This window comes from Vibrio sp. 704 (assembly GCF_033339295.1).
Genome location: NZ_JAWOUH010000020.1, coordinates 1 through 26,036, shown reverse-complemented (window position 1 = coordinate 26,036; position 26,036 = coordinate 1). Strand labels below are relative to the sequence as shown.

Sequence of the window (26,036 nt, the reverse complement as noted above, 5' to 3'; positions counted from 1 at the left end):
AGAATTAATCGAATTGCTGATTTGCAATGTTGTAGCCACGAACGGCAGTAAGATAACTTCCTGATCTATCTCCAGCGTCACCTGCATTTTGTAAAACATTCACAAGTTGGTCTGTAAACTCTTGGTTTTGTTGAGATAAAACAGGGCTGCCATCTTCATTCATCATTACTGAACCATTAGCATCAGTTTCAGCATACTGCATTTTTAAGTTGTTAACAGCTTGACTCATTCTATCTTGGTTAGTATCAAAAGATTCAGCATAAACAGCCGCTTGTTCGTTTGTTAAACCGTATCTCGATGTCCCGAGCTCAGCCATAGTTTGCTTGAATTCATCTCCATATTGTTCCATGAAATTAGCTGCTGCACTACCGCCAGCTTCCGCTGCCGACGCTGCCGCTGCTGCGTAGAATGCCCCTCGTTGTTCTAAGCTCATTCCTTTAGCTGCTTCTGAGAGATCCGACTCTCCCGTTAACCACTCTTTGGCTGCGTTGTAACCGCTAGCTGCTGCGCCAATAACATTACGACCTAATTTTGCCGCTGCAACTGCCATTTCTCCGCCAAAGCCGTACTCTTCGGATATATAGTCGTCACCACGTTGAGTCGCTTCGATAAACTGGTCCCTTTGTTCTGGTGTCATGGTTCGCAACTGATCCATTGCATTTGAAAAATCGCTCGCTGTCGCCTGTCCACCAGCTACTGCTGCACCACCAACTTGCTCAGCTCTTCGAGCCAACCAGTCTCCAGTATTGTCTACTGCCCCCCAAGTGGAAGCGCTCCATGACATATCCGGCAAAGCATTGAGCATATTATTTCTTGCTTTTTGCTCTTCTGGGCTAGAAACAGCTCGGTTAGTCTGATTTGCAAGATTGCCTAATTGTTGGAGGTTTGCATCATGTTCGCCAGTTACCGGAGTAACAGGAGGTGTTGGTGGCGTTTCTGTTACCGGAGCTGTGCCAGACGTACTGATTGTGTTCTCCCTAAAATTGGAAGGTAAAACAGGACCGCTTCCAACGTTGCTGCCAACTGTCTGCCCTAAATTCTCTGGCACAGTCGGAGGAGTGAGGCCGCTGTACTGTAGAGGGTCGCTTTCAAATCCGCTATTTCTCCCGGTAGCTAAGTTGATTGCACTAACAGCAGCTTGGAAGCCTCCAACTTGTTGCCCTGGCTGATAGTTGTTGGTATTTGTCATAGCTGTCAGTCTAGCTGCCGCTTTAGCTACACCTGGGTCCATGCCATAACCACGATATCTTTGTTCGAGATTTGCCGCTTCTTTTCGAACTGAGTCCGGTGCATTTTGATAATGTTGGTTGAGGTAATCCATTGCTTCTGGCGAGCGAGCGACTTCGCCACCCAATGTTTTAAAGTCGCTATTTGTCATCGAGCCCATAGAGTTTTGCAATTGATCCATTGTTGTATATGCATTAGTGGCAGAAACAAGCTCTTGTGCAGACTTAGATAGATTTTGAGATAAATTATCACCCCATGACTGTTTAAAGGATTCGCCACCTTGTCTATTAATGCCATGAGCTAATTGATTGGTAAGTGCCTGAGAATCAGTCTTCCCCCATGAAACATTTTTCATGAATTGCGATACATCACTGGCAGACCATGTTGACGTATCTGTTGCAGACGATTCCGTTTTTCCCTGGGCTTGAGCAGTTAGACCTACAATATCACCACCACCGCCTTTGGCTCCATCCTCTTGAGAAGGTATAGTTGCCAAACCAGTTCCTTTGGAGGGACCTTTAACTGCATTTTTTACTGCTGCACGAGCGGTGCCCATCAGTGGCATTACCATTGCCGCAGCTTCTTTTACATCTAAAGAGCCTGTAGCCTGCATTGCGAACGCGCCTTTTACAGCATCGGCATGTTGATCATCAACTTGAAACTTATCCATGAAGCTTTTAGCTTGTTGATTAACCAACTGGCTTTGTTGAGTGTTTTGTGAACCGATTGTTCGGCCAATGCTAGAAAGACGGGAGTATGCTTGGTCTTGTGATACGCCATGAGAAAAACCTCGGCCAAGGGTGTCTGAGAATGCTTCTGACTTCTGGCTTTGTACTGCCCTTGCTGAGCTAACCCCGCTTCCAATAGATGAGCCAAGAGAAAATGAACTGATCATGCTTTCCGCTCCTGTTGCCATCGTCCCACTAAATTGGTTGTGGTTATATGCAGGTTGACTGTTCATTACTGGGCCTTGATTCAAAGCGTCAGGCGACTGAATTTTCTCATTGACATGATCAGAACCGTTAACCCTGTTAGCTAGACTGGTAAATGCGTATGTTGATCCTGTCACTATGAATAGTGAAATAATAGGAGTGGCTGCTGCTAACATTCCCCCCGTAGCGATCCAGTTCTGTAGAATGTCTCCTGTTGAGGATAATGCATACATTGAGTTTAAGCCTGGTGTAGACAGGCTTGCCATTTCATTAGTCGCTGCTGTATGAATGAATAGGTTTGTTATAGATAGAACTGGCATCCATAGCTGTATCCAGAGAACCGTTTGGAAGTATTTTCCTGCCAACGTCATTCCCATTGAACCCATAACGATGATAAAGCCCATTATAGGAGTTATCGCGTAAACAAAACCTTCAAAGAACGTTAACATCGGTCTGACGACTGACATGAACATAGATTGCTCTGCTGCCCATTGAGTGTTTCGCTGTTGAATCGCTTGGTTAATCATCAATGCAGAACCATAGTCTTGAAGGTCCTGGTATCGTCCGGCAGCTGCTTCATAATACAAAGGCTCTAGTAGAGCGACTTTTGTATATTCTACTGCTGAGGTGGAAATTGCTCCTACTGCTTGTAATGAGTCAGCTATCTTTGTTAGAGCATTTACACCTGTATAGGTAGGATCTACACCAAGTAGATTGTTTAAAGCGTTATTTACATTGGACCCACTTAGGTTATTTAATGCCCCAACAATGCCAACCCCCTCAGCTGTAGACCATGCCTCACTACAAGTAAAATCACCACCATCGGGATTCGACGCGTTTAGATATACACGCGTTCCGTATAGTGAAGAATTGAATTGTAAGGCTTGATCTAAAGGGAGTGTTAGAAGCTCATCTAAGCTCATCAGGTTGAGATCTACTTTTGTTAGCGTACATTCTCTAATGTAATTAGAAACTGAGCGACGAACATCAACATAGCCACCACCTTGCTCTTGGTTTAGGGCTGTAAAAATAGCGCTATCGTACACACCGCGTCTTACATCATTCAGTAGCTTGAGTGTTTCAGAAAAGTGAGTTTCAGTAACATTGGGTACGATAATGCCGTAACCAGTCTCAAATAATTTTGTTAGGGTGTAGCCAACATTCGATATAACACCTCCGGCAAAGCCTATACCAATCGGCACGTTTGCCACAGGACGAACTTGCCCGGTGTAAGCATCTTCAATCTTGACTAATGAAGTCGGTACGAAGAAGCAGGCGTATAGTAGCCACCCCATAAAAATTTGCTGAATATTGATCTGTTTTGCCCCTTGGAAAACAGATTGAACGGTTATCATCACTACACCAATAAGCAACCCAACACTGACCATCTTGGTGAAGTCATTGGTCCCCGTGATCATGGCTACAGCAATTAATATCTGCTCAAGAAATGCTGAGTCGCCAATGGAGTAAATAGTAAATTCAGGCATGAAGTTTTACTCCTTTGTTCTTGGTGCTTTAGTTAGCGTCGATAACATATATTTTTGCTTTCGAACGTTATTTAGGAGGTTGTTGTACTTTTCGATTTGAGAAGAGAGATCTCCATATTGAGCTGTAAGAATTGAGTATTCGGCTCTCATGTTGGCTTGAGATTCACGTAATACTTCCAACGCTTGCTGTTTATAAGGACTATCACTGTTTGATATAGCAATAAATGCAGCTCTGAAAAGCTCATTAGTAAATGAATACATCATTGCTAGAGAAATCGCTCCAGACGACTCTGAGGCAAATAACATTGCAGAGTCTTTAGATAGAACAGAAAGATTTCGGATGATTGCACCTATACCAACAGGTAAGCTAGCTAAAAAGTTTTGCTCGCTAGTTGATAGTGTTCCAGCATTACTAGCAAACTTGAAAATAATACCTGTAGATGTACTTGAACCAATAAGCATATCTTCAATTTGGCTCTTTATGCCTGTGATGTTGACGGTTTTAACACCGCCACCAGTTGCCCCAGCGCTTAGGCAATTTTCAGTATCTGAACCACATGAGTATATTTCAACGTTACTACCAGTGATTAGATCTGAAATTTGGATTTTATTGCCAGGTAAAGTGGTGATTGGTGTCGTTTTTTCCGTAATACTTGCGTGTGAATCATTAACAATATCACCGATTATTACTGTTCCCGTCACAGACATTATGGCTTCTAGTAATGTGTTGTCTCCGTATGTGAACCATGCGTTTGCATTATTTTTCTTCAATTGCTTCCAGATGATATTACCAATCATTTTCTTGTACTCATCTGGGTTGTTTGATTTCAATTGTTCGAGTGGTGTAGAACCGCCTTGCTCTTGCTTAGATGAGAATACATCGTCAAACAGACCCGTTGTGGTAGCTGTAATGGAAGCGTCAGTTTTGTGTTTAACATCGAATGAAGAGGTAGCGTCATTTACGATACCTTGTGCAAGTTGACAAGAATTACCCAAATATTGGTTTAATTGTTGTATTTTCTTTTGGAAGTTTTCTATCCATTTTGCACCATCAGGAAAGACGTTATCCAATGCTAATTGGAATGCGTATCCCTTTGCATTTGCAGCTACCGAACGCAGCAAAGTGACGATTTGTTCTGCGTTAACAAAGCTCAATGAGCCCCCAAATAGGTCAACACCACCACAACCAGCTTTCCATGATGGAGGTGTGAATGACACTAGGTTTTCATTAAATATGCGTGTTTTCGTGGTGTATCGACCACCAGCCAGAACCCCTCGACGCTGTGTTTCAAATACACCTGGTTGAGTGACATTGCTCATTTCATTGAAAAGGGCGTCCATTTCAGACTTTAAGCCGTTAGCTGTAGATATACTCGGTACTGTCCACAGAACGGATGCTACGCAAATAGCGAGAGCTTTCTTCCGCAGCTTGTTCTTTCTGAACATCTTATTTCTCCTTAATTTTTTCGCGGATGAAGTCCATCAATTGTTCCGGCGGGATATAGTTCCCTTTATCATCCGTCATGATTTCTTCTAAGGAAGCCTCACCTGTTTTATCGGTAAGAATTTCCGCAATGTTGTTGTCGGTATTAACCAGTGCTCTTGTTTTGTTGAATTCGTCATCACTGATCCAACCTGCTCGGCGAGCAGTAACTAGAATTCGATTGGCTGTATCTGGAAGTGACATTACCCCTTGCCCAACAGGAGCAAAACTCCCATCTGGTGAAGCTAAGAATAAAGCTGGGTAGGTGACGACACCTAGCTGTTCGGCATGGCCGTTATCTACTTTGAACTCGGGGAAAATGTTTCCTGGGAAAGGGGTGCCGTCAGAAGATACTGCCACGACAGTAAATCCATATCCTTGCTCAAGCATTTTGACTATTGGAGCCTGTATTTCGCACATTTCGCAGTTTGGCTGGTAGAAGAAAAATAGACCCACACGACTTGCTACAGTCCCAAGTAATGTCTGCCTTTCCTTCCCAGCCTTACTATCTACTTGCTGAGATGCGAACGTGGCATAAGGTCTTCTGGACACTTCATCAAGATAAGGATCACCTAAAATAGCCAGTTCATATGCATCTTGCGCTTGTTCTGAACGATCCATTGCGAATCGCTGCATGTAAGCAAAAGCTTTAGCGTTCTCAATGGTTGGGTTATCCCACCAAGCATCTTTGTATTTAGGTAAGTTCTCTCTAAACCACGCAGCAGAAAAATATTCAGGTCCTTCACTCTGGGCCATCTGTTCTTGCTCAGGAGGTGGTGGGGGAGGTTGCACTGCTACTGGCTTAGGTTTAGGTACTTCTTTTTCTTCTGGCTCGACTTCATAGAAAAACCATCCTTCCGCCTTTCTATCGTAAAAGCCGGGCCTACTGTCTTCTGCTACGGAGATATTTGGCATTGAGGCTATCAATGCCAGCGCTAAAGTAGCTTTCTTTAAAGTCTTGTTGTTCATGTCACCACACATATTTTCCCATTCAGGCATATGGTAACGGGGGGGAGGATTAAGGAATGCATCTGAAACCTCCCATTTAGGGCAATTAGGGGAGGTTTTATTGTTGTATTTTTGGTCGATTAGGCTGTTTTTATGTGTTCTGACTGATTGTTAGTTGCTTCTTCCTGCTGAATCTTTTCAAGTTGACGCTTATGGGTGATGTACCTGATCACCATTTCCACTGAAGCGTTAAGCGCAAGTGCTCGCATGGCTCTCGTGCTTGCAACGTAAAGTAGATTGATCTCATCATCCCGTGCCTCAGGTTCTAGCTCGGGGTCCAAAACGTCAGGGAAGTCATCAAATAGTTGGACATAATCCCACTCCAGTCCCTTTGCTCTATGACTGGTAGACACAGTGACATTTGCAACCAATTCGTCTTTTACGGTGTTAAGGCGTAATATCGCAAGATGTTCAGGAAGATCTTCGTAGGCTTCGATAATTGCCATCGCTCTAAACATCTCGTTGTCTTGAGTCGCACGAGCTATCTCGGTGAACTCTTGATAGTCCTCATAATCATTAAGTATCTGCTTGTTTCTGACACGTTCTCTTTCTTCACGTGAGAACCAAAAGATATCTTCCAGATAGTCGATTTGGTAAGACTCTATACCACCAGCCCAGAAAACTTTATGTCCCGCACCTGTGTAGCCCAAAGCAGTTTGAATAACTCCCATTACCGTGCGGTGTAACACAGCATGATGCCCGATATTTTGAGGTAGCATCATAAGAACCTGATCTTTAGCTCCGCGCCCAATTACCGGCTTGGTCTCTCCTTTTAGTTCGAGAAGGGCATTAGCAACCATCGCTACATTAGGCCCAAATCGGAAACTATGTGTGAGGTAGAGTTGATCTGCGTTCGAGAAGCGGGGGTTATTCATCGCATCATTTGCACCTCTGAAACGATAGATTTGCTGGTGGACGTCTCCAACAAGAATAGTCCTTGAGCGCTGCCTAATTACAATGTCACTAGTTACTGGGTTAGCGTCCTGTGCTTCATCAAAGAGGATTACCTGGTATCTCAATGATAAATTGGGGTGAGATAATTGGTACAGCTTTAAGTATCCATCATGAACCATAGGGAAAGGATCTTGAGGTTCACACATCCTCTTCCAAATATCTTCTGCACTTTGAACGACTTCTATTACGTATCTCTCTTGCTTTGTTGTTAGTAGTAATCCAGTATCTGCTCTTTCGAAATGGTCATACAGAATTTGGTCATCTGCGCTGCACATAAATGCATTTAGCGTATCCAGGCAGTCTCTTGCAAGAGTCCAGTTTTTTGTGTTTAACGCTTGTGCTATATCGGTCAGGCGAATGTTTCCCACTAATTTGTGCGCAAACATACGTCCAACAGATGCGAATGCTAGTTGATGAGAGGTTTTGCACGTAACATTTCGGGGAAACTTTTCCGCAGCTTCATCTCTTATCGCTCGGTTGTACGCGATATACAGCATTCTTAGGCGAGGATTAGCAAGAGCATATTTGATGAGGGTTGTTGTCTTTCCCGTGCCAGCATAGGCCCTAACTATCAGTTGGTTTCCTTGATAGTTGGTGATTCGGGCTTGCTCTGGGGTATCAGGTGGTAATGTTTTGTTCATCGCGTGTACTTCACTATGGGAACGCCCCAGAATAAAATCCGGGGCTTACGATGGAATTAGTTGGACGTTTCTTTAAGGTCACGAACTAGCCGCAGATATATATTAGATTGTGCTAACGATGCGAACTCAGTTCCTTCATTGAAATCAATAACTCGCGCTTTCAACTGAGGGTTAACCTTGCTGTCAGGAGTGTTTGACCAATAAAGTACTTTTGGGGTGCTTTTGAATACCTCCAATCTGATCGCAGGAGCTGAGCATGACCTTTCGACAATGGAACCAAGCTCTTTAATGTTGGGTAGTCTCCAGTCAGAGTACCCTAGTAAATTGCTGCTGTTAGCGTCGTCCACAGCTAGTAACGCATCAGACCAAGTAGGAAATGATTTTAGAGTTCCAATGCAGTTATCGGCACTATATCTTTGTCCCATAGTGCAAGTGGTCCACATCAAGCCTGTTGCGGCGTCAGTAACTGTGCCGTCTTTATGTACTGTAAATTGCTCTATATTGGTGGTGGGAGCGATAATATCTGACTTACAAGTCTGTGCGTAAGTTTGAGTTGATATCCCTACAAGACAAAGAATGCTTGCCGCAACGGTTAGTTTGGACTTCATCACTGTTTCCCTCCTCTTGCTAAACGAATGCTCGCCGAGTTGCTTTGTTTATGACACAACTTAGCTTGTCCATTGCTTGAGTCCATGCACCATGCTGTACCTTCACCATTTGAACTCGGGGTTCCAGACCAAATCGGTGCGCCACCTTCGTAGTTATAGAAATAGTCGGTATCGAGCAGTGTTTGACTGTTTTCATAATTGGCAATAGAACGTAGCTCTTCAATGGAAGGTAATCGCCAATCTTTATAGCCACAAACGGCTAGCTCGTTGGCCGCACGAATGTAGTCATCGGTACTACATGATGTGACTTTTACATAGCCAGCGTTATCTGTCGTAGGGAACGCGCATTGTGCCTTATCGTGAACAGGAGCATTACGGTTTTGGAATTCTAGTGAAGCGCCACCAGCACTGCCACCGTCATTAGTTCTATCTTTGCTGTACCAGGTGTATAGGTAGTTTTTAGCTTGCCAGTTTTGATGCCAGTGATAATAAGGGTAAGGAACATAATCCTTTGAGCTTGGGTTTCTGCTGGCACGCCAAGCATCATTTACTAGGGCTTTGAATTCTGCTTCCGAAAGTGAAGATGGAATATCAGTAATTGCATCACCTTTGTTTTCCCAGACGATCCCTGTTCGGTTATCCAAGACACATGACCATGCCGTCGCTGTATGAGGAAGGTGGTTTCCGGAAACGTCTAATTTTGTAAAAGAGAAACCTGCATAACCATCTAAGTAGTTTGGTGAGTCAGTATCAGCGCCAAATTCAGCATCTTGCCCAGGAAGATCATTAGGTGCGCCTTGGGCATCGAAGTCATTCCCATTTACATATCTGGTGACGCCAGTATCGTTTAACACTAAGTCTCCAAGGATAATAACTGTCGGAGGACATTAAAGTTTGAAACTTTTCTATTTCCGAAGTGCGTTACTATCGTGGCTAAAAGAACCCAATACTGACAATAAAGATCGACACTTAGACTCAATCAATGTGGCTATCCAACGAAAGTGTGACAACAAAGTTTGAAACTCGCTTTTGGACAATTTCGTTTCAGTGACTTTACTAAATTAGTAGAGTATGGATAACTTCAAGTATAGAAAATTCGAAAAACTCAGCCGCTATAATTGGTGGTGCGGTTTAGCATGGCCCCTTTATGATGGACAGTGCTTTAAACGAGGATGGAGATTAAATCGTTATGTTGGTCACTAAAGTAATTAGGCTGTTTGATCGAGTTCAATTCCCACTTCACCATGCTTGGTTGAAGCTTTTATCTGAAGCTATAGATGGCAGCGTGCTCGATAAACCATTACTCGATGAAGCCAACTGTATAACAAGTGCAATGGGTTTAGAGTATGTAGCGATCTTGAATTCATTGCTTGAAGATCACCCTGATGTGTTTAGTGAGTTCTTGAGCCTGAAGGTTTGTGTGAAAAAACGTAAGTCAGTTGAAGGTGCTGAGTTTTCAACGAATATAGAGTTTATCGAGTCAAAACTCGCTAAATATAACACGACAAAAACTCCTCAAGAGCAAAGAATCGAGCAACAAAAAGCACAGGAACAAAAGCTAAAACAGCGGCAAATAGCGTCTGACAAGATGTTTGCAGATCTTAGAGCTAAGTATGATAAGCAATTCATCGACTTCCCCTCACTCAATATTAGTTCGATTCGTAGGCACTCTAAAGCAGCTTATATTCTCACGACTCTCAACAAAGGTATGATCACTGATGCCGACTACTTGTGGCTTAAGCAGAAGGGCTTTGAGAATGATCAGGTGAATAGCATGTATTACCTTCGTCGCGCAGAGAACTCCAAGCGAATATGGAATACGACCAATAAGCCGTGGAACTTGGTTAATGCTCTTGCTGATTATCGTAAAGCAGATAAGGCAAAAACAGCCCTAACCTTGGTGAATAAGCACTTTCCATTCAAATTTGCGAATGGAAATAAGAAGTTAAAATCTGCTTTGCTTACTACGGCTGGCGGTGTTAAACGTGATTTAAATATGCTAGAACAAGCTATCGAATTTGGCATACAGGCTCATGAATTGACTCTACAGGACTACCGCCCATGCACTTTGATTGGTGCGTGCAAAATGTTGAGTGGAGATATCTCCCAAGGTCATGAGTGGTATCAAAAAGCGATTAACCGTGGTTTTGAATCTGATTCTTATGAGCAAGAAATACGCTCTATATATATGCGAGCTAAAGCTAATGACAGAGCAAAAATCAGGAAATTGCTCATGAGTGATGGATGGTGCTACAAGTGGCTCAAATAGTAATTATGACATTTCAAGTTAGATATACTAATAAGACATGCAATAGCATCTAGCTAGCTTTGGGGCAAAATCGTCTCAGAGAAGAAGGCAAACTACGACAAATGGCACCGAAAAGTTTCGTACTTTATTGTCATAGTTCTAATCTTTATTGTTCGAGTTTCAAACTTTGTTGTCCACCGACAGTCACACGACGATTCGGAAAATATTGTACGCTAAGAACGTAACTTTATATTTATAAAGGAATAATCGCTGTAAGAGGGTTAATACTAAAAGGCAGCAAGGTATTCCTCGCTACCTTTGTTATTTAATTCTAGGAGAAGAACGTTAGCTAATCTCAGGTTTGTTATTGTGTGGCCCAAGAAATCGGTCACCATTGAAGTGAATCATATGATCTGGATTATCAGCAATCCAAACCTCCGTCTCCCAAGCAATGTCTGCTGCATTTTTTCTAAACTCAACCCTATGGGGAAATGCGGTGACATAAACACGCCCCACAGAACAACCGTTCAAAGCTTTTTCAAGCTCTAGCCATCGTTTAGGGCTGACTGGTCCATGGCTCGTTACAGCTTCAATTAAAAACAACCATTGGCGTTTTTCATCATATACAACAACGTCAGGCAACTTGTCGTGAGACATAGGAGGGACGTTCAATGATTCAAGATATTCAGTTTCAAGAACCATATGTTTACCACCTTCATCACGGCTACTCGCTGTATCGCCGATATAGAGGACTTTACCACCTTCCCCCACAAATCTAGGACAAAATTCGTGAACAATATCAGCATGAAGTTGGTTATGAGCACCTGGGGACAGCTTGATTTCATTACCGTCAGGTAAGAGCACAGGAATCTTCTCTTTATTAAGAGTGCGTTCATACATCTCTTGCAGCGTTGGAACATCAGAAAGGAACTTCTTCACAAGCTCTTTCCAATTACCGTTAGGATAAGTATGTAGAATCTCGATGACAGGTTGATTCAATGAGTAGTTATTGTCTTTGCTATTTGTAGCTCTAGCAGGATTATCACGGTTTCTATCAACGATTTGAGCTTGGTCGAACTGGTGGAGTGTTTGTCTTCTAATCGTTTCACGAGAGTTCGGTTGGTAATCTTTTCCATACTCTGAGCGTATAAAACTCATAATATCAACAGTCGGTAAAAGTGGCGCTGTCGCTACACTCCAATCGTCAGTTGGTTTTACATTAGCAAGAGCAAGAAAGACCCAAGCGGATCTGTCGTTGTATTGCTGTTTTGGCAAGCCTAAAGCTTTGAGAATTTCTTTAGCTTGTTCTAGTTTTTTGTCTCTCATTTTCTTTATTTATCAGCCAGTAAACTAACAGATCCCACAATGTAACCTATGTGCAGGTTTTTTTCTTCCTTTTGTGCAGGTTTTTTGCGATACTGCCCGTCCAACACACAACTGTATAAAAAAACATATATGACTGAATTGGCTCAAAATTTACCCCTTAACTTAAATGATATTGCGGATGTTAACCGAGTTGCGGCAAATGGAAAACTCGATGAAAAGCTTAGAGGGAAATTAGGTCAGTTTATGTCATCTTCTGCTGTATCTAAGCTTCTTGCTGATATGTTTGAAAATGTAGATGGTGAACACCGTCTACTTGATGCAGGAGCAGGAGTAGGATCGTTAACGGCTGCGTTTGTTGAGCGAGTTAAGAACGATGCAACAAGCATTGATTCAACTTGCTTCGAACTATCAAGCGTAATGAATCATTACCTGTCTGATACATTAAAGCATTGTTCAAATACGTGTGAATCATATGGTGTCCAGTGGGATCAAACCGTAGTTGAAGATGATTTTATTCAACACTCAGTTGAACAGCTCTTAAACGACAATTTCAAACCTAAATATAACAAAGTCATTCTTAACCCACCTTACTTAAAAATTTCTTCAAAAGGCACTGAGCGAGCAGCACTAAGAAAGGTTAGTTTTGAAACTGGAAATCTATACTCAGCGTTTGTAGGGTTAGCGATAAAATTATTAGAAGAAGGCGGTGAACTTGTCGCAATCACTCCCCGTTCATTCTGTAACGGTCCATACTTCAACGATTTCCGTAGATTGTTATTAGACTCTTGCTCAATCAACAAAATTCATGTTTTTAATAGCCGTAAATCAGCATTCAAGGCTGATAAAGTGCTGCAGGAAAACGTTATTTATCACTTAACAAAAGGTGAACCACAAAGAGACACGGTTATTGTCACTTCTAGCTCTTGTGCAGAAGATCCAAGCCCGTATGTTTATGAAGTGCCTTTTGACAGAGTAGTAAGTGAAAACAATCCAGAGCGTTTTATTCATATCATCACTGATGAAGAAGAACAGAGCGTAGCAACTAGAGCAGGTGGTTTACCGTGTTCACTTGAAGATCTTGGTATTCAGGCAAGCACAGGTAAAGTTGTAGATTTTCGCACTAGAGAAAATTTAAGCACCGACTTTGTTGATGGTTCAGTGCCTTTAATCTTTCCACAACATTTACAAAAATGTGCGATTGAATGGCCAGTAGAAAATGCCAAAAAGCCGAACGCACTTTTAAACAACGAAAGCACAGCTAACCTGATGGTTAAAAACGGAACTTATGTTCTAACTCGCAGACTGACCGCTAAAGAAGAGAAACGTAGAATCGTTGCGTCAATCTACACAGCTGATATTGCTGATGTTGAAGTAGTGGGTTTTGAAAATAAAACAAATTACTTTCATGCATTGGGTGAGCCGTTAGATGATGGTCTTGCAAAAGGTCTATGGGTATTCCTTAACAGCACGTTAGTAGATAAGTATTTCCGTCAGATGAACGGTCATACTCAAGTAAATGCTACAGACCTAAGAACATTACGTTACCCAACCAGAGAACAGCTTATTTCTATGGGTGAAGCAATTGATTTTGCAGAGTTTAATCAAGCATGTGTAGACCGGATTATTGAGAGTTTCATTTGATCTGTGTTAGCAGCTATAGGAAAGTATGATGATTTTATATGGGTAAGAAGCTTAGCGTACGTTTTCGTTCCATTGGGCTTCAGACTTAAAAAAGAGCCGATTTTTGTCGGCTCTTTTCATTTCAGCTTACTCTTGTGAGTAGTTTTTGGGTTTACCCATCGAAAACTGGTTATCTTGGCTAAGATAATCATTGCGTTAGGCTCTTAACGTACAATGTTTTCCGAATCGTCGTGTGACCCCTATACTCGATGAAAATTACGCCAGGAAGGAAATCCAATAGCTTTATTCCTTTTAGCTGCTAGAAAACAGCCTAACCTAGCCAATTTGGGTTGGTTAAATTGGGCTGGTCAAATAGCCTTGCTGTTCACTTATATTGTCCTATCAACATTCACTAGGTAAATAGAGCATACCTAAAATGAACACCTCTTAAAAAGACACATGATTGTTTTTACGCCAAGAGTAAATGCTATCAATTTTTGAGTGGAGCGTTAGCCCTAAAGTCTTATTGCACATTGGAAATAATGAAGAAATAAATTAAAAAAAGTAGACACCGCCACAGCGGGGCGGTATAATTGTTTACGAAAGGTCGGGAATGTTCCATGACCTATAAATGGAGAAACGCAATGTTTACACCAGAAGAACAAAGCATCATTGACCAAGCAGCCGCTATTTTTGCAAAAAAAATCAAAACTTGTGATGCCTTTACCAGTCCTGATCTAGTTAAAGGCTTTTGCCAGGCTCGACTTGCTACATCTGAGCGTGAAATTTTCATGCTGCTAATACTCGATAATCAGCACCGACTAATTGAAGCCGTAGAGCTTTTTCAGGGAACGATTGATAGTGCCTCTGTATATCCGCGTGAGGTTGTAAAATCCGTTCTCAAACACAATGGCGCAGCTGTGATCCTGGCTCACAATCATCCGTCAGGTGTTGCAACCCCATCTAGTTCTGATCGTCGTATTACACGAAGAATAAAAGACGCTTTGGAGTTGGTTGATGTTCGTACTTTGGATCACATCGTGGTCAGTGTTGAAGAAACTTATGCGTTCTCTGAGCATGGGATAATTTAGTTATGACTGCGCGGCACACTGTGTCGCGCTCTAAGGGTTTGTTAATATGAGTGAAGATAAAACACTATACAGCGGCTTTGAACCGCAAATGACGCTAGATGATCTAATGAACTCTCAATGCACTTTGCCTTTGAGTGATCCTGATTATCTTTCACCGACACCAGAGCAAATAAAATGGCTGCGAGTTTATCTTGGTTTGTCTCAAGCAAAACTTGGCTATTTTCTTGGTAAGACGGTAAGTCCCAAAGGTTGTTCTATTGTTCGTAAATGGGAAACTGCAAGCGATAAAAAAGAACACCGAGAAATTGATGCGAACGCATGGCGCAGAATGCTATATGCTGCGAATTTAGCAAGTCCCGAAGATGATATTAAGCAAGTTCGATAGTGGACAGTACAAGTAGGTATAATCACAGTTTTTGAGACTTTCAATAAGAATAAATCAGAGAGGAAAAGTAATGTCTGATATGGAATTTACTAAATACTGGACTTCTGAGCGTGCTCGAAAAAAGCAAACGGCACTGACAAAACTTTCTAACGGCTTGCTTAAAGAAGTTATCGAGAACCCATTAGCAACAGAACTGTTTGAGCCAGAAGAAATCGAAGCTATGAAAGTTGCGGCACAAGCTTTGAGTCAAGCCAAGCATAAATTTGCACATATCAAAGAGAAGAAAGCTCGCATTGAAAAGCGCAAGGCTCAAGAACTGGCGCACATGAAATCCCAATGCAGTAAATACGCTACTCAGGTCTTGGAATCTCTGAACTCAGACAGTGATATTTTCACCAAAGAGCAGTTTTGTCTATGGGTGACTGCGGCGCACTTTACACGTATGCGTAACATTCCCGAATCTTGGGAGTTAAACATTAACGATAATATCGAGAATCACTACCTGGACAGTGATCATACGCTTAGGCAGCGTCATATTTGGACTATGCGCGAAAAGGCTCAAAGGTCTTTTGAGGAATACCTCAATCAAGCGTGGGAGTTTTCGTTTGAGAAAGATTCTTGGGTAGCCAAAGTGCCAATTAAAGACGCAGTAGCAAACCTTCTCGAACTAACTAAAAGTAGTGAGTATTCAAATGTAGAAACACGATACGCGCACCTAATAGAAACATTGGAAACCTTTAATAGAGAGGTTGAAGCGCGTAAACGTCGAAAAAACATTAAATCGGTATTTTGAATATATGATGACAATTAACAAAGTAGCCAGGGTCTATTTGCGAGTTAGTACCGAATCACAAGATTTAGAACGCCAAGAACAAATCATCGAGGGCGCTAAATCGGCTGGTTACTATGTCGCTGGGGTTTATCGAGAAAAAGCGTCAGGAGCGCGTTCAGACCGCCCTGAATTACTTCGTATGATTGACGACTTGCAACCTGGTGAAGTGGTCATAGCTGAAAAAATAGATCGCATTAGTCGCCTGCCTTTACCGGAAGCTGAAAAGCTGATTGATTCAATTCGTGTCAAAGGCGCAATGCTTTCTGTCCCTGGCGTTGTAGACCTCACAGAATTAGTTTCTGGCGCCAGTGGTGTTACCAAAGTTGTATTGGAGTCAGTCCAGGAACTATTACTAAAATTGGCTTTGCAAATGGCTAGGGATGATTACGAGGACCGACGAGAGAAGCAAAAGCAAGGTATTGAGCTTGCAAAGAAAAAAGGTAAGTACCAGGGAAGAAAGGCTAATCACAAACAACATGAACTTATCCTTTCTTTACGTCCAAATCACACTATTGAGGAAACTGCTCGGCTTGCTGGGTGTAGTACAAGCCAGGTTAAGCGTATATGGGCTGAGTACAAAAAAAAACTTGAAAAAAGGGCCACTATCTAGCGGCCTTTTTCTTTTGCTGCAACCAACTCTTTAATGTCGGAGGACATTAAAGTTTGAAACTTTTCTATTTCCGAAGTGCGTTACTATCGTGGCTAAAAGAACCCAATACTGACAATAAAGATCGACACTTAGATTCAATCAATGTGGCTATCCAACGAAAGTGTGACAACAAAGTTTGAAACTCGCTTTTGGACAGAAATGAGTTAGAGCCGACCAACGGCTCTGTGCCATTTGCGGACGTTGTTAACGCCTAGGTCACATGCTGCGCAAACTAAGGCACGAAGAGTTTGCTAAACTGCCGAAGGCAGAGCAAACCGAGTGACGTGTTAGCAGTCATGTGCACCGACTTGTTAGATTTCATTTAAAGAGTTAATGCCCTGTTCATGTAGTTTATTTAAACCATCTTTCATTGCTTTAACTTGCTCTATTGAATGACCCTGCCAGCTTGATACTTCACCTACAACTTTAAATGAATGGATTGAACGATATGACATAGTTGGATTCCCTGGGAACTTTCTATCCGTTAGGTCAGGATCATTTTCAATTGGACCTGTTGGCTCAACCAAATAAATTCTTTCGCGACCATTACCTAGGGCAAGCTCTGCTCCCCAAATGGCAGCATCTAGTGTAGCTGTCAAAAATATATACTTAGCCTTATTATTTTGTCCAAAATTTGAATTAAACCCTGTTTCTATAAGATCTCCCAATTTAAGATCTGCTTTGGTTCCATGAAAAAACGTTTGAGAAAAAGGTTTTGCATTTTTTTGGGCATTCTCAGTCATATCTTTTTTCCTAGTTATGGTTTTTATACTAAATATTGCGAAATTATAGCTAACATGAAATCTAACGTTTTAGTATTTATTTACACATGAGTGTAAATAAATCATTTGTTGAACGGACGGCGACTTGTGAATCACTGTATTGGAATCATTTATGCTAATGGAATTTGCTTTTTTAAGCCTGAGGATGATTGATGACGTTATCCGATTTATCTTCATCATTGCATTCCATTGTCACTGTCGTTCAGTCGATTAATGGTCTTAATTTACGTTACTTTTCTGGTTAATTGCAAGTGTATTTTTTACACACGCAAGCGCCAGTCTATCAGGCGGCATTCAGTCTAATATTTGCGTAAATGGTTTGACGTCATCATTGTTTAACTTGAATCCAATCCTCTTATCTGTTGCGTTAAGGGGAGCACGATAGCGACGAATATCAATTGCCCTTGATGGCAGTGCGAGCAAACCCAATGCAGTTTGGTTTCCACGTTATCCATGGCGATTTTATCGGTTAAATCACGGCACTGTGCTCGAATGAGGGGGATGCGCTTGTTACGACAAGCATTGGCTAAAAAGCCATAATGGCGAATACGCATAAAGCCTTTAGGCAGGACATGTTGTAAATAGCGCCGAATGAACTCATCCATACTTAAGGTCATGAATTTGGTTTTATTGTTGTCACGATAATCCTTGTAACGAAAGCGCACACGACTGGCGTTATAGTTCACTAATCGTGATTCAGATAAGGCACCTTTGCGGGTATAACGTGCAAGATAGTGCAAGAGTTGATGTGGGTAGACACAGGCTTTGCTGTACACGCACCAAGTGGCGGGTAATGACGGTAGCGCTATGGATTGTGCCTTGAGTGCCGCTATCATTTTACCTCGAAACACAGTGGATAAAGCCTTAACAGGATAGAGATAACCTTTAGTGATAGGTTGCCACTGCGATTGTCGATTGAGGCTACCTGCGGGGATTAAACAATGCACATGAATATGTTGGCTGAGGTTTTGCCCCCAAGTATGCAACACACAAGTCATGCCGAGTTGACCCTGATGACGATGGGCAGCGAATGTCATGAGTGTTTGCCAAAGGCTCTTAAATAAACAGTGATAAAGCACGTTAGGTGCATAGTGTGCGATTAGGTTAAGTTCATGCGGTAAGGTAAACACTAAGTGAAAGTAAGGGCAAGGTAGCAGTGACATCGCTTGTTTGGCAATCCAAGCTTGCGTGGCTTGTCCTTGGCAGCGAGGACAATGCCGGTCTCTGCAACTACAACTAAATTGCTCCTCATGACCACACTGGTCACAACGCCACTGTTGATAACCGAGTTGTCCTGTTCTACACGCCAAGATATGTGCACACACTTGATATTGTTGACGGGTTAATCGGTGCTGTTGTTGGTAATGCGGTAATCCTTGGCTGAGAATATCCGCCAGATGAAGCGGTGGCATGCGTTACTGCAAGTTGGCTAGTAAATCAACGCCCCCATGCCCAAGCTCTGGCAACCAATGCAGATAGCACTCGGTCGTTTTAATGCTGCGATGCCCAAGCTGGTGCTGTAATTGATGCAACGGCATCCCTGCCTCTAATTGATGCGTGGCATAGGCATGGCGTAACTGATGCGCGTTCACTTTATCCTTAAGCCCAAGCTGTGCGGCGATTTTTTTCAGTGCCTTCGTATAGGTGGAGCTACTGAGAGGTTGGGAGGCTAACCAGCGAGAATAGAACAGCCACTCTTTGGGGTGATAGGCTTGCCAGTACACGTGGAGTTGATGCAATACCGTCTCAGGAATCACCACATAACGAGACTGGTTGCCCTTGCCGTGTTCAATAAAGGCCGTTTTACGTTGCCCATCAATCTGTGCCACTTTGAGGTGGGTTAATTCATTTAAGCGTAATCCACAGCCATAACTGAGCATTATCATGGTTTTTAAACGTAAATCTTGGCAATGGTGAATCAGTAAGTGGATATCTTGTCGGCTTAAATATTGGGGTGGCTTATGCCGTTGCTTGGGTAAAGTGATGGCTAATTGCAACGGCCGGTGGAGTATGTGTTTGAATAAGAAGAGGACACTATTAATTTGCACCAATTGGCTCGCTCGGGTTAATCGGCGCACCTCAGGCTCATTAAAATAGTGATTCAATTCCGCATCCGTGACTTGCGCTAAGGATTTACTGAAATAGTTCTCAATGCGCTGTAAGCAACCACAGTAGGTCTCGCGAGTTCGTTGTGAATAGCCCATGAGTTCAATTTCAGTGGCGACTTGTTCAATGAGAGAGTTCATTGTTACCTCCAGATTAATGGGTTAAATCTCAAGGTAAGTGTGGTCGTTGATTGGGATGTTTGCGACTCCGCGCAGCGGCTTAGTTCAACAATTTAATAGTGTGCAAATCGCGCATATTTCTACCACGTAATAGCTCACTTTTCTGGTTCATACGTTTTTATCAAATTAGCTAACCTTTTGCTAGCTATGAAAATATTTGAAAGTTAATGACGTGGTCTAAGGACAAAAATGCGCAAATTGCTCATTTACCTGAATATGGGGGAAGTTTGTTGATTTTGGATATAAAAACGGTATCAGCTGAACATTTTTCACCGTCCGCTGATCGCTCATTTGCGACGCTCGACTAGACTTGTTTTGGGGCATAAATGTGTTGACTCGTTTTTTTGTAAGAGCCTCTTGCAAAATTGGGCAGTGGGATTTGTCCAGCAGCCTGTTGGTCAATTGCGAAACAATTTGCTTCACAAATGAGCTGTCCTGAATTTAGTCAACAGCCTGTTGACCAAATTATTCTTATGAAGGTTTACTGCGTTCTAAACACGTTTAGGAGCAGAAATGAGCCGTTTAAGTAACCTCAAGCCAAAGCTTAATGTAATGAGAATAAGGAAAACGACTATGAACATAAATATTGGCTTGTAGAAATTAAACGGTTCTTCAGTACGGAAAAAGTACTGATAGATACTATCTCCAGCAGCAATGCCTAATGCGATATAGCACTTATCGGCAACTTCCTTTGTCATATATCCTCCTTCGCATATAACGCATTTTATACGGCTTTTCATAGTCCTATCATGCAGCCTTTTCAATCACAGTTCAATTAATAATCAATAGTTTAATGAGATGTTATCGGTATTAGATTGCAAAATGACGTATGATTTTTAAAAAGCTTACTTCGACACTTCCTCGAATAACTACAAGTAAGGCAAACGTACAATCACAAATTGTGAGTAGACTTTCGCGCAGAGAAGGAATGGGGCAAAATCGTCTCAGAGAAGAAGGCAAACTACGACAAATGGCACCGAAAAGTTTCGTACTTTATTGTCATAGTTCTAATCTTTATTGTTCGAGTTTCAAACTTTGTTGTCCACCGACAATAACACTGGTCTCAAACTGTTTGCTGAGTGTGGCATTGTTAGCCTCGGTAAGTTTAATTTTTATTGTTTCACCGCCTTCGGGAACGTCATCTTGAACAATATTTAACTCAAGAAACTGCTCAGTAGTTCCAGCCGGGAAAACAATAGTGCTGTCACTGATGACACTATAATCTTGGCCGTTAATAGCTAATCCACTGAGTTCGTAACTGACGCTTACATCTTTTCCTGATGAAGTGTTTAGTTGTAGCGGAATTTTAACGCGACCACTTCCTTCTGATGTGGTTCTGATTTCTGAGGTAAATGATATTTCTGGAGAGGAGTCATCATTGGTGATTGTTACGGTAGCAGTATCTCTCTCTATGCTGGAGGCACCAGAAACATCGAAAATTTGAACGGAGAATGTTTCATCATATTCATCCTTTACATCACCAATGATAGGGATGATCAAATCAACCCGAGTAACGCCATCTTGAAGCTCAAATTCTCCAACAGTTTCCAGGTAATCTTGATCTGATAATGCAGTTCCAGGGGTAGTTCGGTATTTACCTTTAATTACACCATCTTTACCACCGCTACGAGTAACACGCACTTTGGCATCACTGTTACCTGAATTTCCTTCTTTTATCGAGATGTTATCAATTTTAATAGAGCCAGATTTTGTTCCTGGGTTGGTGTTTGTATTGGAACTACTTCCTCCATCTTCTCCACCGGAACCACATCCGCTTAATGCTGCAATCAAAGCAATTGCCAATGCTGAACGTTTCATTAATGTATTGCCCTCTTTAATTAGACCTGTTTGAGGTTTCCAGTCTAATAGGGTAGGTGCATAGATTATGACTCTGTATCAGCCCATTTTGGGCAAATACGTCGCAAAGGTTAGAGACTTCGTGTAATGGTCCATTTTGGGCAGTTTGGGAGTGGAAAAATGGAGTAACGAAAAGGAAAATCTAATCGTCAATTTGGTTTCGCGCTGAAAGATGCTCAAATCTCTGACCAGTCCTTCGACTAGACCGCCCTGTGAAAAAGGTGTTTTTATCTAAACCAATATGTTTCGTGTAAACCGGAGCGATGTTAGGTAATCAGGGCATCCTATAAACTCGCTCTATTGGAGTTGACATGAAAAACCTATCTAATGACGTAACTTTTGCCTCTAAAGAGGCTGCAAATTCATTTGCTGATAACCTTTCCTCAGTTTTGAAACAAGACCATAGCATCTCGCTCAAACCAATAAAACTGCTTCACGCCACGGCTAAATGTCTCGGGTATAAAAACTGGAATCACTGGTGTGGCTCTGCATTTAGCTCCAAATCTGATCTCATGTATTTATCAGGTGATAATGGGGATGATGAATTCTTTGTTTCTCATGAGGAGCGCACTCCAATTCAGTTCTTAGATGCGTCTTGTATTGATGAAGTTAGAGCTAACGATAGCGAAATAGCTTATTTATGTGGTAGTAAGGTGCTGTCTACACTAGAAAAAGCTATCGAGCATATGAGGCCGGATGACGAGTACGACTTCCATATCGAAAACTATGGAGGTGTGATCCATTCATTTGTTGTTGCCAAGCGTTTTATGATGACTCACGAAGAGATCGCGGAGCGAGCAAAGTTATCCATTTTATCGCAATTAAAGCGTGAACCTGATTCTTATGAACTGAAAAAACAATCTCAGCTTGATTATTTTGGGGTCTATGATAACCCTCGTCTTAATACACTTTACTACCGTCTCGATAATGCCATTGGTGCTTTTTTTAATGAGGAACTGGAGCACAGCATTGGCTTTCACTATTTTTCTCCCGTGGAGCAATTCGCTTACTTTGATAGTGAAGGCAATCATAAGGTAATGGATCGAGATGAGCTTATGGAATTTTTAAGTTCTATTGAAGGAAACATCCCTGTATTGGCTGGTGTTTACAGACCTCTCTTTGGATAGGCTCCACTATCAAATTGCGTAATTACCAACCATCCGGAAATTCCGGATGGTTGGATTTTGAACAGATGGATTTTGGTTCCCTCATCTATGAGGGAACCAAATTTATGTGTGTGAATGTATCAGTTCTCTGCCTGATTGCCCTCAACGGGCAGTTCTACAGTGTGTCATTTGATATGTACTTGCTATCATTCTGGGGTCATTACGATTTCGCGCTGAAATATGCTCAAGTCCTTGACCAGTCTTTTGACTAGACCGCCCTGTGAAACAGGTGATTTTATCTTTGCAAATGTCTAACCGTGTTAATGCAGATTCATTTAACTGGGGGCTTGGCAGGTAATCAGGGCAACCTTTCATAGATACCCCGTTAATTTGGAGTTGCTTTAATATGAAAACTACCACGATATCGTTTGGCTCGAAATCAAACGCTGAATATCTCGCAAGAAAACTGTCATCAACATTGAAAGATGATTTTAATGTTTCGCTGAAACCAATCAAACTCCTTCATGCACTAGCTAAGGCTCAGGGTTATAAAAATTGGAACCACTGGGCTGGGGCTGGGCTTTCTGAAAATACAGATCAAGCTTTAACTGAGCGACCACCTATCGCTTATGACTTAGATCTTCCTGTGCCTTTTTTAAAACGAGCTCCGGTTGATGCGAATCCTGACGCGGCAACATCCTATATAGTTGAAATATTGGATATTAATCTTTTTGACTCAGTACGAGTTATGTCAAACGAATTATCCGCCGAGCTTTGTGAGAGGAGAAGAAAAGCATACTCGGAAAACCCCAGCATCACAGCAGGTTCAATGACTGTGTACACAGTGGTTATAACAGGCAAACGCTACACTAATGGACGCGGAGGTTATTGGTACTATGACCCTGAGGTTAAGTATTTTCACCTTCCAAAGGATTCTGATTCAGGTACTTTTGTCACTGAAAAATATTTGAATGAATTGAGGAGCGTTCAGTCCAATACAGTTGTCGAAATGATGCCGCCTGAATACGATGGTTTAGGTCATGCTGTTATTTGCGACAAGTGTGGTTTGAATTACGTGCCAAACTTGGCTGAGGATAGAGTTCTACATCATCAGTTCTGTACTCTATTGTCTTCTGCTAGTGAGTATTTCGGGAGACCTTTGTTTACTTATGAAATGTTTGAAAAGGCCAAATCCGTTCAATTGAACGATCCTAATCCAACTATCGCTGACCAAGCTGCTTTATATAAAAACAAATTGTGGGGATATTTTTCTCGCTCAGTGCAAGCCTGGATGAGGCAACGTGATTTTAAGGAACATCCTCCCTTTTTTGTTTACTCACAAGCAATGATAGCTTCGGACTTGGATGATGGTCACGTGTCTCATGATGTAGCTCAGTATGTTGCTAAAGATATGGGAATTGAGCATCTTGAACAATCTCCAGCAATGCCAAGCGGCTCATCGTATTGGGCTATTGACGACAACATCTAACAATCCTTAAAAGCATCAGTTGTTCGGTTTAACCGAACAACTGATATCAATTTCTTCTGTCTTCGTTTTACGTTGAATCTTCTTTATTTAACTTTTTGGGAGCTATCTGCTCTATTTGTCGGCCAGCGAACGTGCCAAGGATAGTTGAGCTTTGTTTGTCCGAGCGTTGCTTTCTCTCCACTGCGGCCACAAACGAAGCGATCTGTCCAGCCTTGAAGGGTTCATCTTGTACCACGATGATCGGCAACGGAGCAGTCATGGTTTTCTGCCCAGAGAGTTTTACCACATTGGCCGCTGGCTGTACTTTAACATCCCGACGAATTCTCAGTGTCATATCAGGGGCGCTGGCGACTTTCTTGATGAGCTGGGTCAGGGGCAACTCGTTCTCAGGGTTGGCTCGCTCCAGTTCTTTGATCATTTGGCTTATTAGTACTGCTTTGTCCGGTTGGTGCAAAGCATCTTTTCTCTGCCAACTGAACTTCACTGATTTGACGTCCGCATCGACTAGGCAGTGGATTTGTCTGTAGAGATGTTTTGTCATGACGCCGGGGCAGTTGTCATGGATTGCCTTGAACCGTGCTTGCCGGGTTTCGTTTTCAGTGATCACCAACTCCTCGATGTCGGCCTTGCTTTGGTTGATGCTATGTACCAACTGAACAATCTCAGCGCTGTTGGGATTAGAGGGCAGCAGGTGGATCACGCCAACATAACGTCTGGCAGATTTCTGTGAGTAGGGGTGTTTGATGTGCAGATCCACGTAGCCTTCACCCGCCAGCTTCATAGCGGCCATGCCGGAATGGTGCTCGGGCATGATGAGTTTTATTACCTCATGCTCATTGCCTTTATGTACTGGAGGTATCCGGCTCACTATCGCCATGCTTGGCATAGTGCTCGTTAGTAGTTTGTTCAGACGAGACAGATTAAATGTCACGTCGTCAAAGAGCGTTTTTATCTGGCTCATCATTTATTCCTTGCGTTGTTCTGACGGATCATTGATTACATTTTAGCCGTTTTTAGACCATCATGCAAAGTGGGGTATAAGCCTCGGTCGTCGCTAACGCTCCTCCTTCGGCTTTGTTGAGCCGGGGCTCGCCCCCGAATTTAGAAAGAGAGAGATAAATAGAGAAAAAGAGAGAAAAAAAGAGAGGTCTAGCAAGGTGGTTAGGGGGGGGGTGTACTTTCAGTTTTCTCGGTGGTGGAGGGGATTGGAGCTGTATCCGGTATTGCATGATGGTCTAAATTGCTATGTTTATGGGATTATATTATGATACTGTGAGTTGAGTTAAACAGAGGGGAGAATGAATGTCGCAAGTGCATAGCGAAATCCGCAAGGCAGTTCAGGTAATAGAGGCGGCTAGATATCGTATGGGTGTTGCCGAGTTTGTTTATACATTTATCGACCACTGGGCATATCAGCAGACCGGGCTGTACCCTCCATCATCAAAAATGCCAAAAGAACTGGAACCTACGGCTATCGAATTATCGCATATCTTGAGTGCGGCCATGAGAAACTATCCTGGTATTGACGTTCTCGGCATGTTTTTCTCCGAGTGTGGTTACTACAAACAAGGACAAAACTTCTTTCCTACTCCACCAGAGCTGGGGCGTTTACTCGCAGCACTCGTAGGATCGCCTAGTGACCATCACAATCAAGAACTTTCTTTCTATGAGCCATGCTCCGGCACTGGAGCGATTGCGATGAAGTGGATAATGGAGAAGATTCATAACAACGGTAAAGAAACGTTGGAGCAAAGCGTTTTAGTGCTTGAAGATGTTGATCGTACTATGTGTAAGGCAGCGTTGATTCAGATTATTAATCTTCTAAGTAACCTTGAGGTGAAGGTTAAAAGGTTGAGTATTAATGCTGTTGATGTACTCAGCCGTGCGCCCAAAGGCTTAGTGTATATCCTTGAGCCTCAACCTTTAACCTATCTAGATAAAGCAGGTTAAGCACTGATGAATCCCCTAATGATTTTTATCAAAATCATTAAGTTAAGGTAGATACACATCTTGTCATATGATCAAA

At 42.3% G+C, this 26,036-nt stretch carries 22 protein-coding genes; 9 read left to right on the top strand and 13 right to left on the bottom strand.

Annotated features, from left to right (window positions below; translation table 11 throughout):
- Positions 1-4: 4 nt before the first annotated feature.
- From R7R24_RS19935 to R7R24_RS19910, 6 genes are all read right to left on the bottom strand, one after another.
- Positions 5-3,646 (bottom strand): conjugal transfer protein TraG N-terminal domain-containing protein, encoded by a 3,642-nt coding sequence (locus tag R7R24_RS19935; RefSeq protein ID WP_014386834.1) that lies wholly within the window; start codon positions 3,644-3,646, stop codon positions 5-7.
- A 6-nt stretch (positions 3,647-3,652) separates the two neighbouring features.
- Entirely contained in the window at positions 3,653-5,092 is a 1,440-nt protein-coding gene (locus tag R7R24_RS19930) for a conjugal transfer protein TraH (RefSeq protein ID WP_014386833.1), read from the bottom strand.
- Position 5,093: 1 nt separating this feature from the next.
- Positions 5,094-6,044, bottom strand: a complete 951-nt coding sequence (gene traF / locus R7R24_RS19925; protein ID WP_046224271.1) for a conjugal transfer protein TraF — start codon at positions 6,042-6,044, stop codon at positions 5,094-5,096.
- Positions 6,045-6,217: 173 nt separating this feature from the next.
- On the bottom strand, positions 6,218-7,732 hold the full coding sequence (locus R7R24_RS19920) for a UvrD-helicase domain-containing protein (protein WP_014386831.1): 1,515 nt from the start codon (positions 7,730-7,732) through the stop codon (positions 6,218-6,220).
- 56 nt (positions 7,733-7,788) lie between these two features.
- A complete protein-coding gene (locus R7R24_RS19915) occupies positions 7,789-8,340 on the bottom strand; it encodes a DUF1566 domain-containing protein (protein ID WP_014386830.1) in 552 nt (183 codons plus the stop codon).
- On the bottom strand, positions 8,340-9,194 hold the full coding sequence (locus R7R24_RS19910; protein ID WP_180827200.1) for a DUF1566 domain-containing protein: 855 nt from the start codon (positions 9,192-9,194) through the stop codon (positions 8,340-8,342). The genes R7R24_RS19915 and R7R24_RS19910 overlap by 1 nt, the downstream gene beginning before the upstream one ends.
- Positions 9,195-9,529: 335 nt before the next feature.
- Here R7R24_RS19910 and R7R24_RS19905 point away from each other — a divergent pair, with 335 nt between their 5' ends.
- Complete coding sequence (locus tag R7R24_RS19905) at positions 9,530-10,609, top strand: hypothetical protein (protein WP_101905904.1); 1,080 nt, start codon at positions 9,530-9,532, stop codon at positions 10,607-10,609.
- Between the two features lie 324 nt (positions 10,610-10,933).
- On the opposite strand, the gene R7R24_RS19900 is transcribed toward R7R24_RS19905, so the two are convergent.
- Entirely contained in the window at positions 10,934-11,914 is a 981-nt protein-coding gene (locus tag R7R24_RS19900) for a BsuBI/PstI family type II restriction endonuclease (RefSeq protein WP_101905903.1), read from the bottom strand.
- Positions 11,915-12,043: 129 nt separating this feature from the next.
- Here R7R24_RS19900 and R7R24_RS19895 point away from each other — a divergent pair, with 129 nt between their 5' ends.
- The 5 genes from R7R24_RS19895 (at position 12,044) to R7R24_RS19875 (ending at position 16,452) form a co-directional block, all read left to right on the top strand.
- Positions 12,044-13,555, top strand: a complete 1,512-nt coding sequence (locus R7R24_RS19895) for an Eco57I restriction-modification methylase domain-containing protein (protein WP_101905902.1) — start codon at positions 12,044-12,046, stop codon at positions 13,553-13,555.
- A 623-nt stretch (positions 13,556-14,178) separates the two neighbouring features.
- Complete coding sequence (gene radC, locus R7R24_RS19890; RefSeq protein ID WP_086959602.1) at positions 14,179-14,625, top strand: RadC family protein; 447 nt, start codon at positions 14,179-14,181, stop codon at positions 14,623-14,625.
- Positions 14,626-14,671: 46 nt separating this feature from the next.
- Positions 14,672-15,010 (top strand): helix-turn-helix domain-containing protein, encoded by a 339-nt coding sequence (locus R7R24_RS19885; protein WP_012774864.1) that lies wholly within the window; start codon positions 14,672-14,674, stop codon positions 15,008-15,010.
- A gap of 70 nt (positions 15,011-15,080) precedes the next feature.
- A complete protein-coding gene (locus R7R24_RS19880) occupies positions 15,081-15,803 on the top strand; it encodes a hypothetical protein (RefSeq protein ID WP_101905901.1) in 723 nt (240 codons plus the stop codon).
- 7 nt (positions 15,804-15,810) lie between these two features.
- Positions 15,811-16,452 (top strand): recombinase family protein, encoded by a 642-nt coding sequence (locus tag R7R24_RS19875; protein WP_012774862.1) that lies wholly within the window; start codon positions 15,811-15,813, stop codon positions 16,450-16,452.
- A gap of 350 nt (positions 16,453-16,802) precedes the next feature.
- Here R7R24_RS19875 and arr read toward each other — a convergent pair whose 3' ends face one another.
- From arr to R7R24_RS19850, 5 genes are all read right to left on the bottom strand, one after another.
- Positions 16,803-17,234, bottom strand: a complete 432-nt coding sequence (gene arr / locus R7R24_RS19870) for an NAD(+)--rifampin ADP-ribosyltransferase (protein ID WP_077202317.1) — start codon at positions 17,232-17,234, stop codon at positions 16,803-16,805.
- A gap of 374 nt (positions 17,235-17,608) precedes the next feature.
- Positions 17,609-18,685, bottom strand: a complete 1,077-nt coding sequence (locus R7R24_RS19865; protein WP_077202318.1) for an IS91 family transposase — start codon at positions 18,683-18,685, stop codon at positions 17,609-17,611.
- A 3-nt stretch (positions 18,686-18,688) separates the two neighbouring features.
- On the bottom strand, positions 18,689-19,519 hold the full coding sequence (locus R7R24_RS19860; RefSeq protein WP_077202319.1) for a tyrosine-type recombinase/integrase: 831 nt from the start codon (positions 19,517-19,519) through the stop codon (positions 18,689-18,691).
- A gap of 530 nt (positions 19,520-20,049) precedes the next feature.
- Positions 20,050-20,256 carry a hypothetical protein gene (locus tag R7R24_RS19855; RefSeq protein ID WP_077202320.1) on the bottom strand — a complete coding sequence of 69 codons (207 nt, stop codon included), beginning with the start codon at positions 20,254-20,256 and terminating at the stop codon, positions 20,050-20,052.
- A gap of 316 nt (positions 20,257-20,572) precedes the next feature.
- Positions 20,573-21,376, bottom strand: coding sequence for a Calx-beta domain-containing protein (locus tag R7R24_RS19850; RefSeq protein WP_101905900.1), 804 nt, complete (start codon positions 21,374-21,376; stop codon positions 20,573-20,575).
- A gap of 350 nt (positions 21,377-21,726) precedes the next feature.
- Between R7R24_RS19850 and R7R24_RS19845 the strand changes: the two genes are divergently transcribed.
- Entirely contained in the window at positions 21,727-22,542 is an 816-nt protein-coding gene (locus R7R24_RS19845) for a hypothetical protein (RefSeq protein ID WP_032073040.1), read from the top strand.
- Positions 22,543-22,927: 385 nt separating this feature from the next.
- Positions 22,928-24,010 carry a hypothetical protein gene (locus R7R24_RS19840; protein WP_032073039.1) on the top strand — a complete coding sequence of 361 codons (1,083 nt, stop codon included), beginning with the start codon at positions 22,928-22,930 and terminating at the stop codon, positions 24,008-24,010.
- Positions 24,011-24,077: 67 nt separating this feature from the next.
- Here R7R24_RS19840 and R7R24_RS19835 read toward each other — a convergent pair whose 3' ends face one another.
- On the bottom strand, positions 24,078-24,971 hold the full coding sequence (locus R7R24_RS19835) for a DNA replication terminus site-binding protein (RefSeq protein ID WP_046225205.1): 894 nt from the start codon (positions 24,969-24,971) through the stop codon (positions 24,078-24,080).
- 341 nt (positions 24,972-25,312) lie between these two features.
- On the opposite strand from R7R24_RS19835, the gene R7R24_RS19830 reads away from it, so the two are divergent.
- On the top strand, positions 25,313-25,960 hold the full coding sequence (locus tag R7R24_RS19830) for a hypothetical protein (RefSeq protein ID WP_014386820.1): 648 nt from the start codon (positions 25,313-25,315) through the stop codon (positions 25,958-25,960).
- The last annotated feature ends 76 nt before the right edge of the window (positions 25,961-26,036 follow it).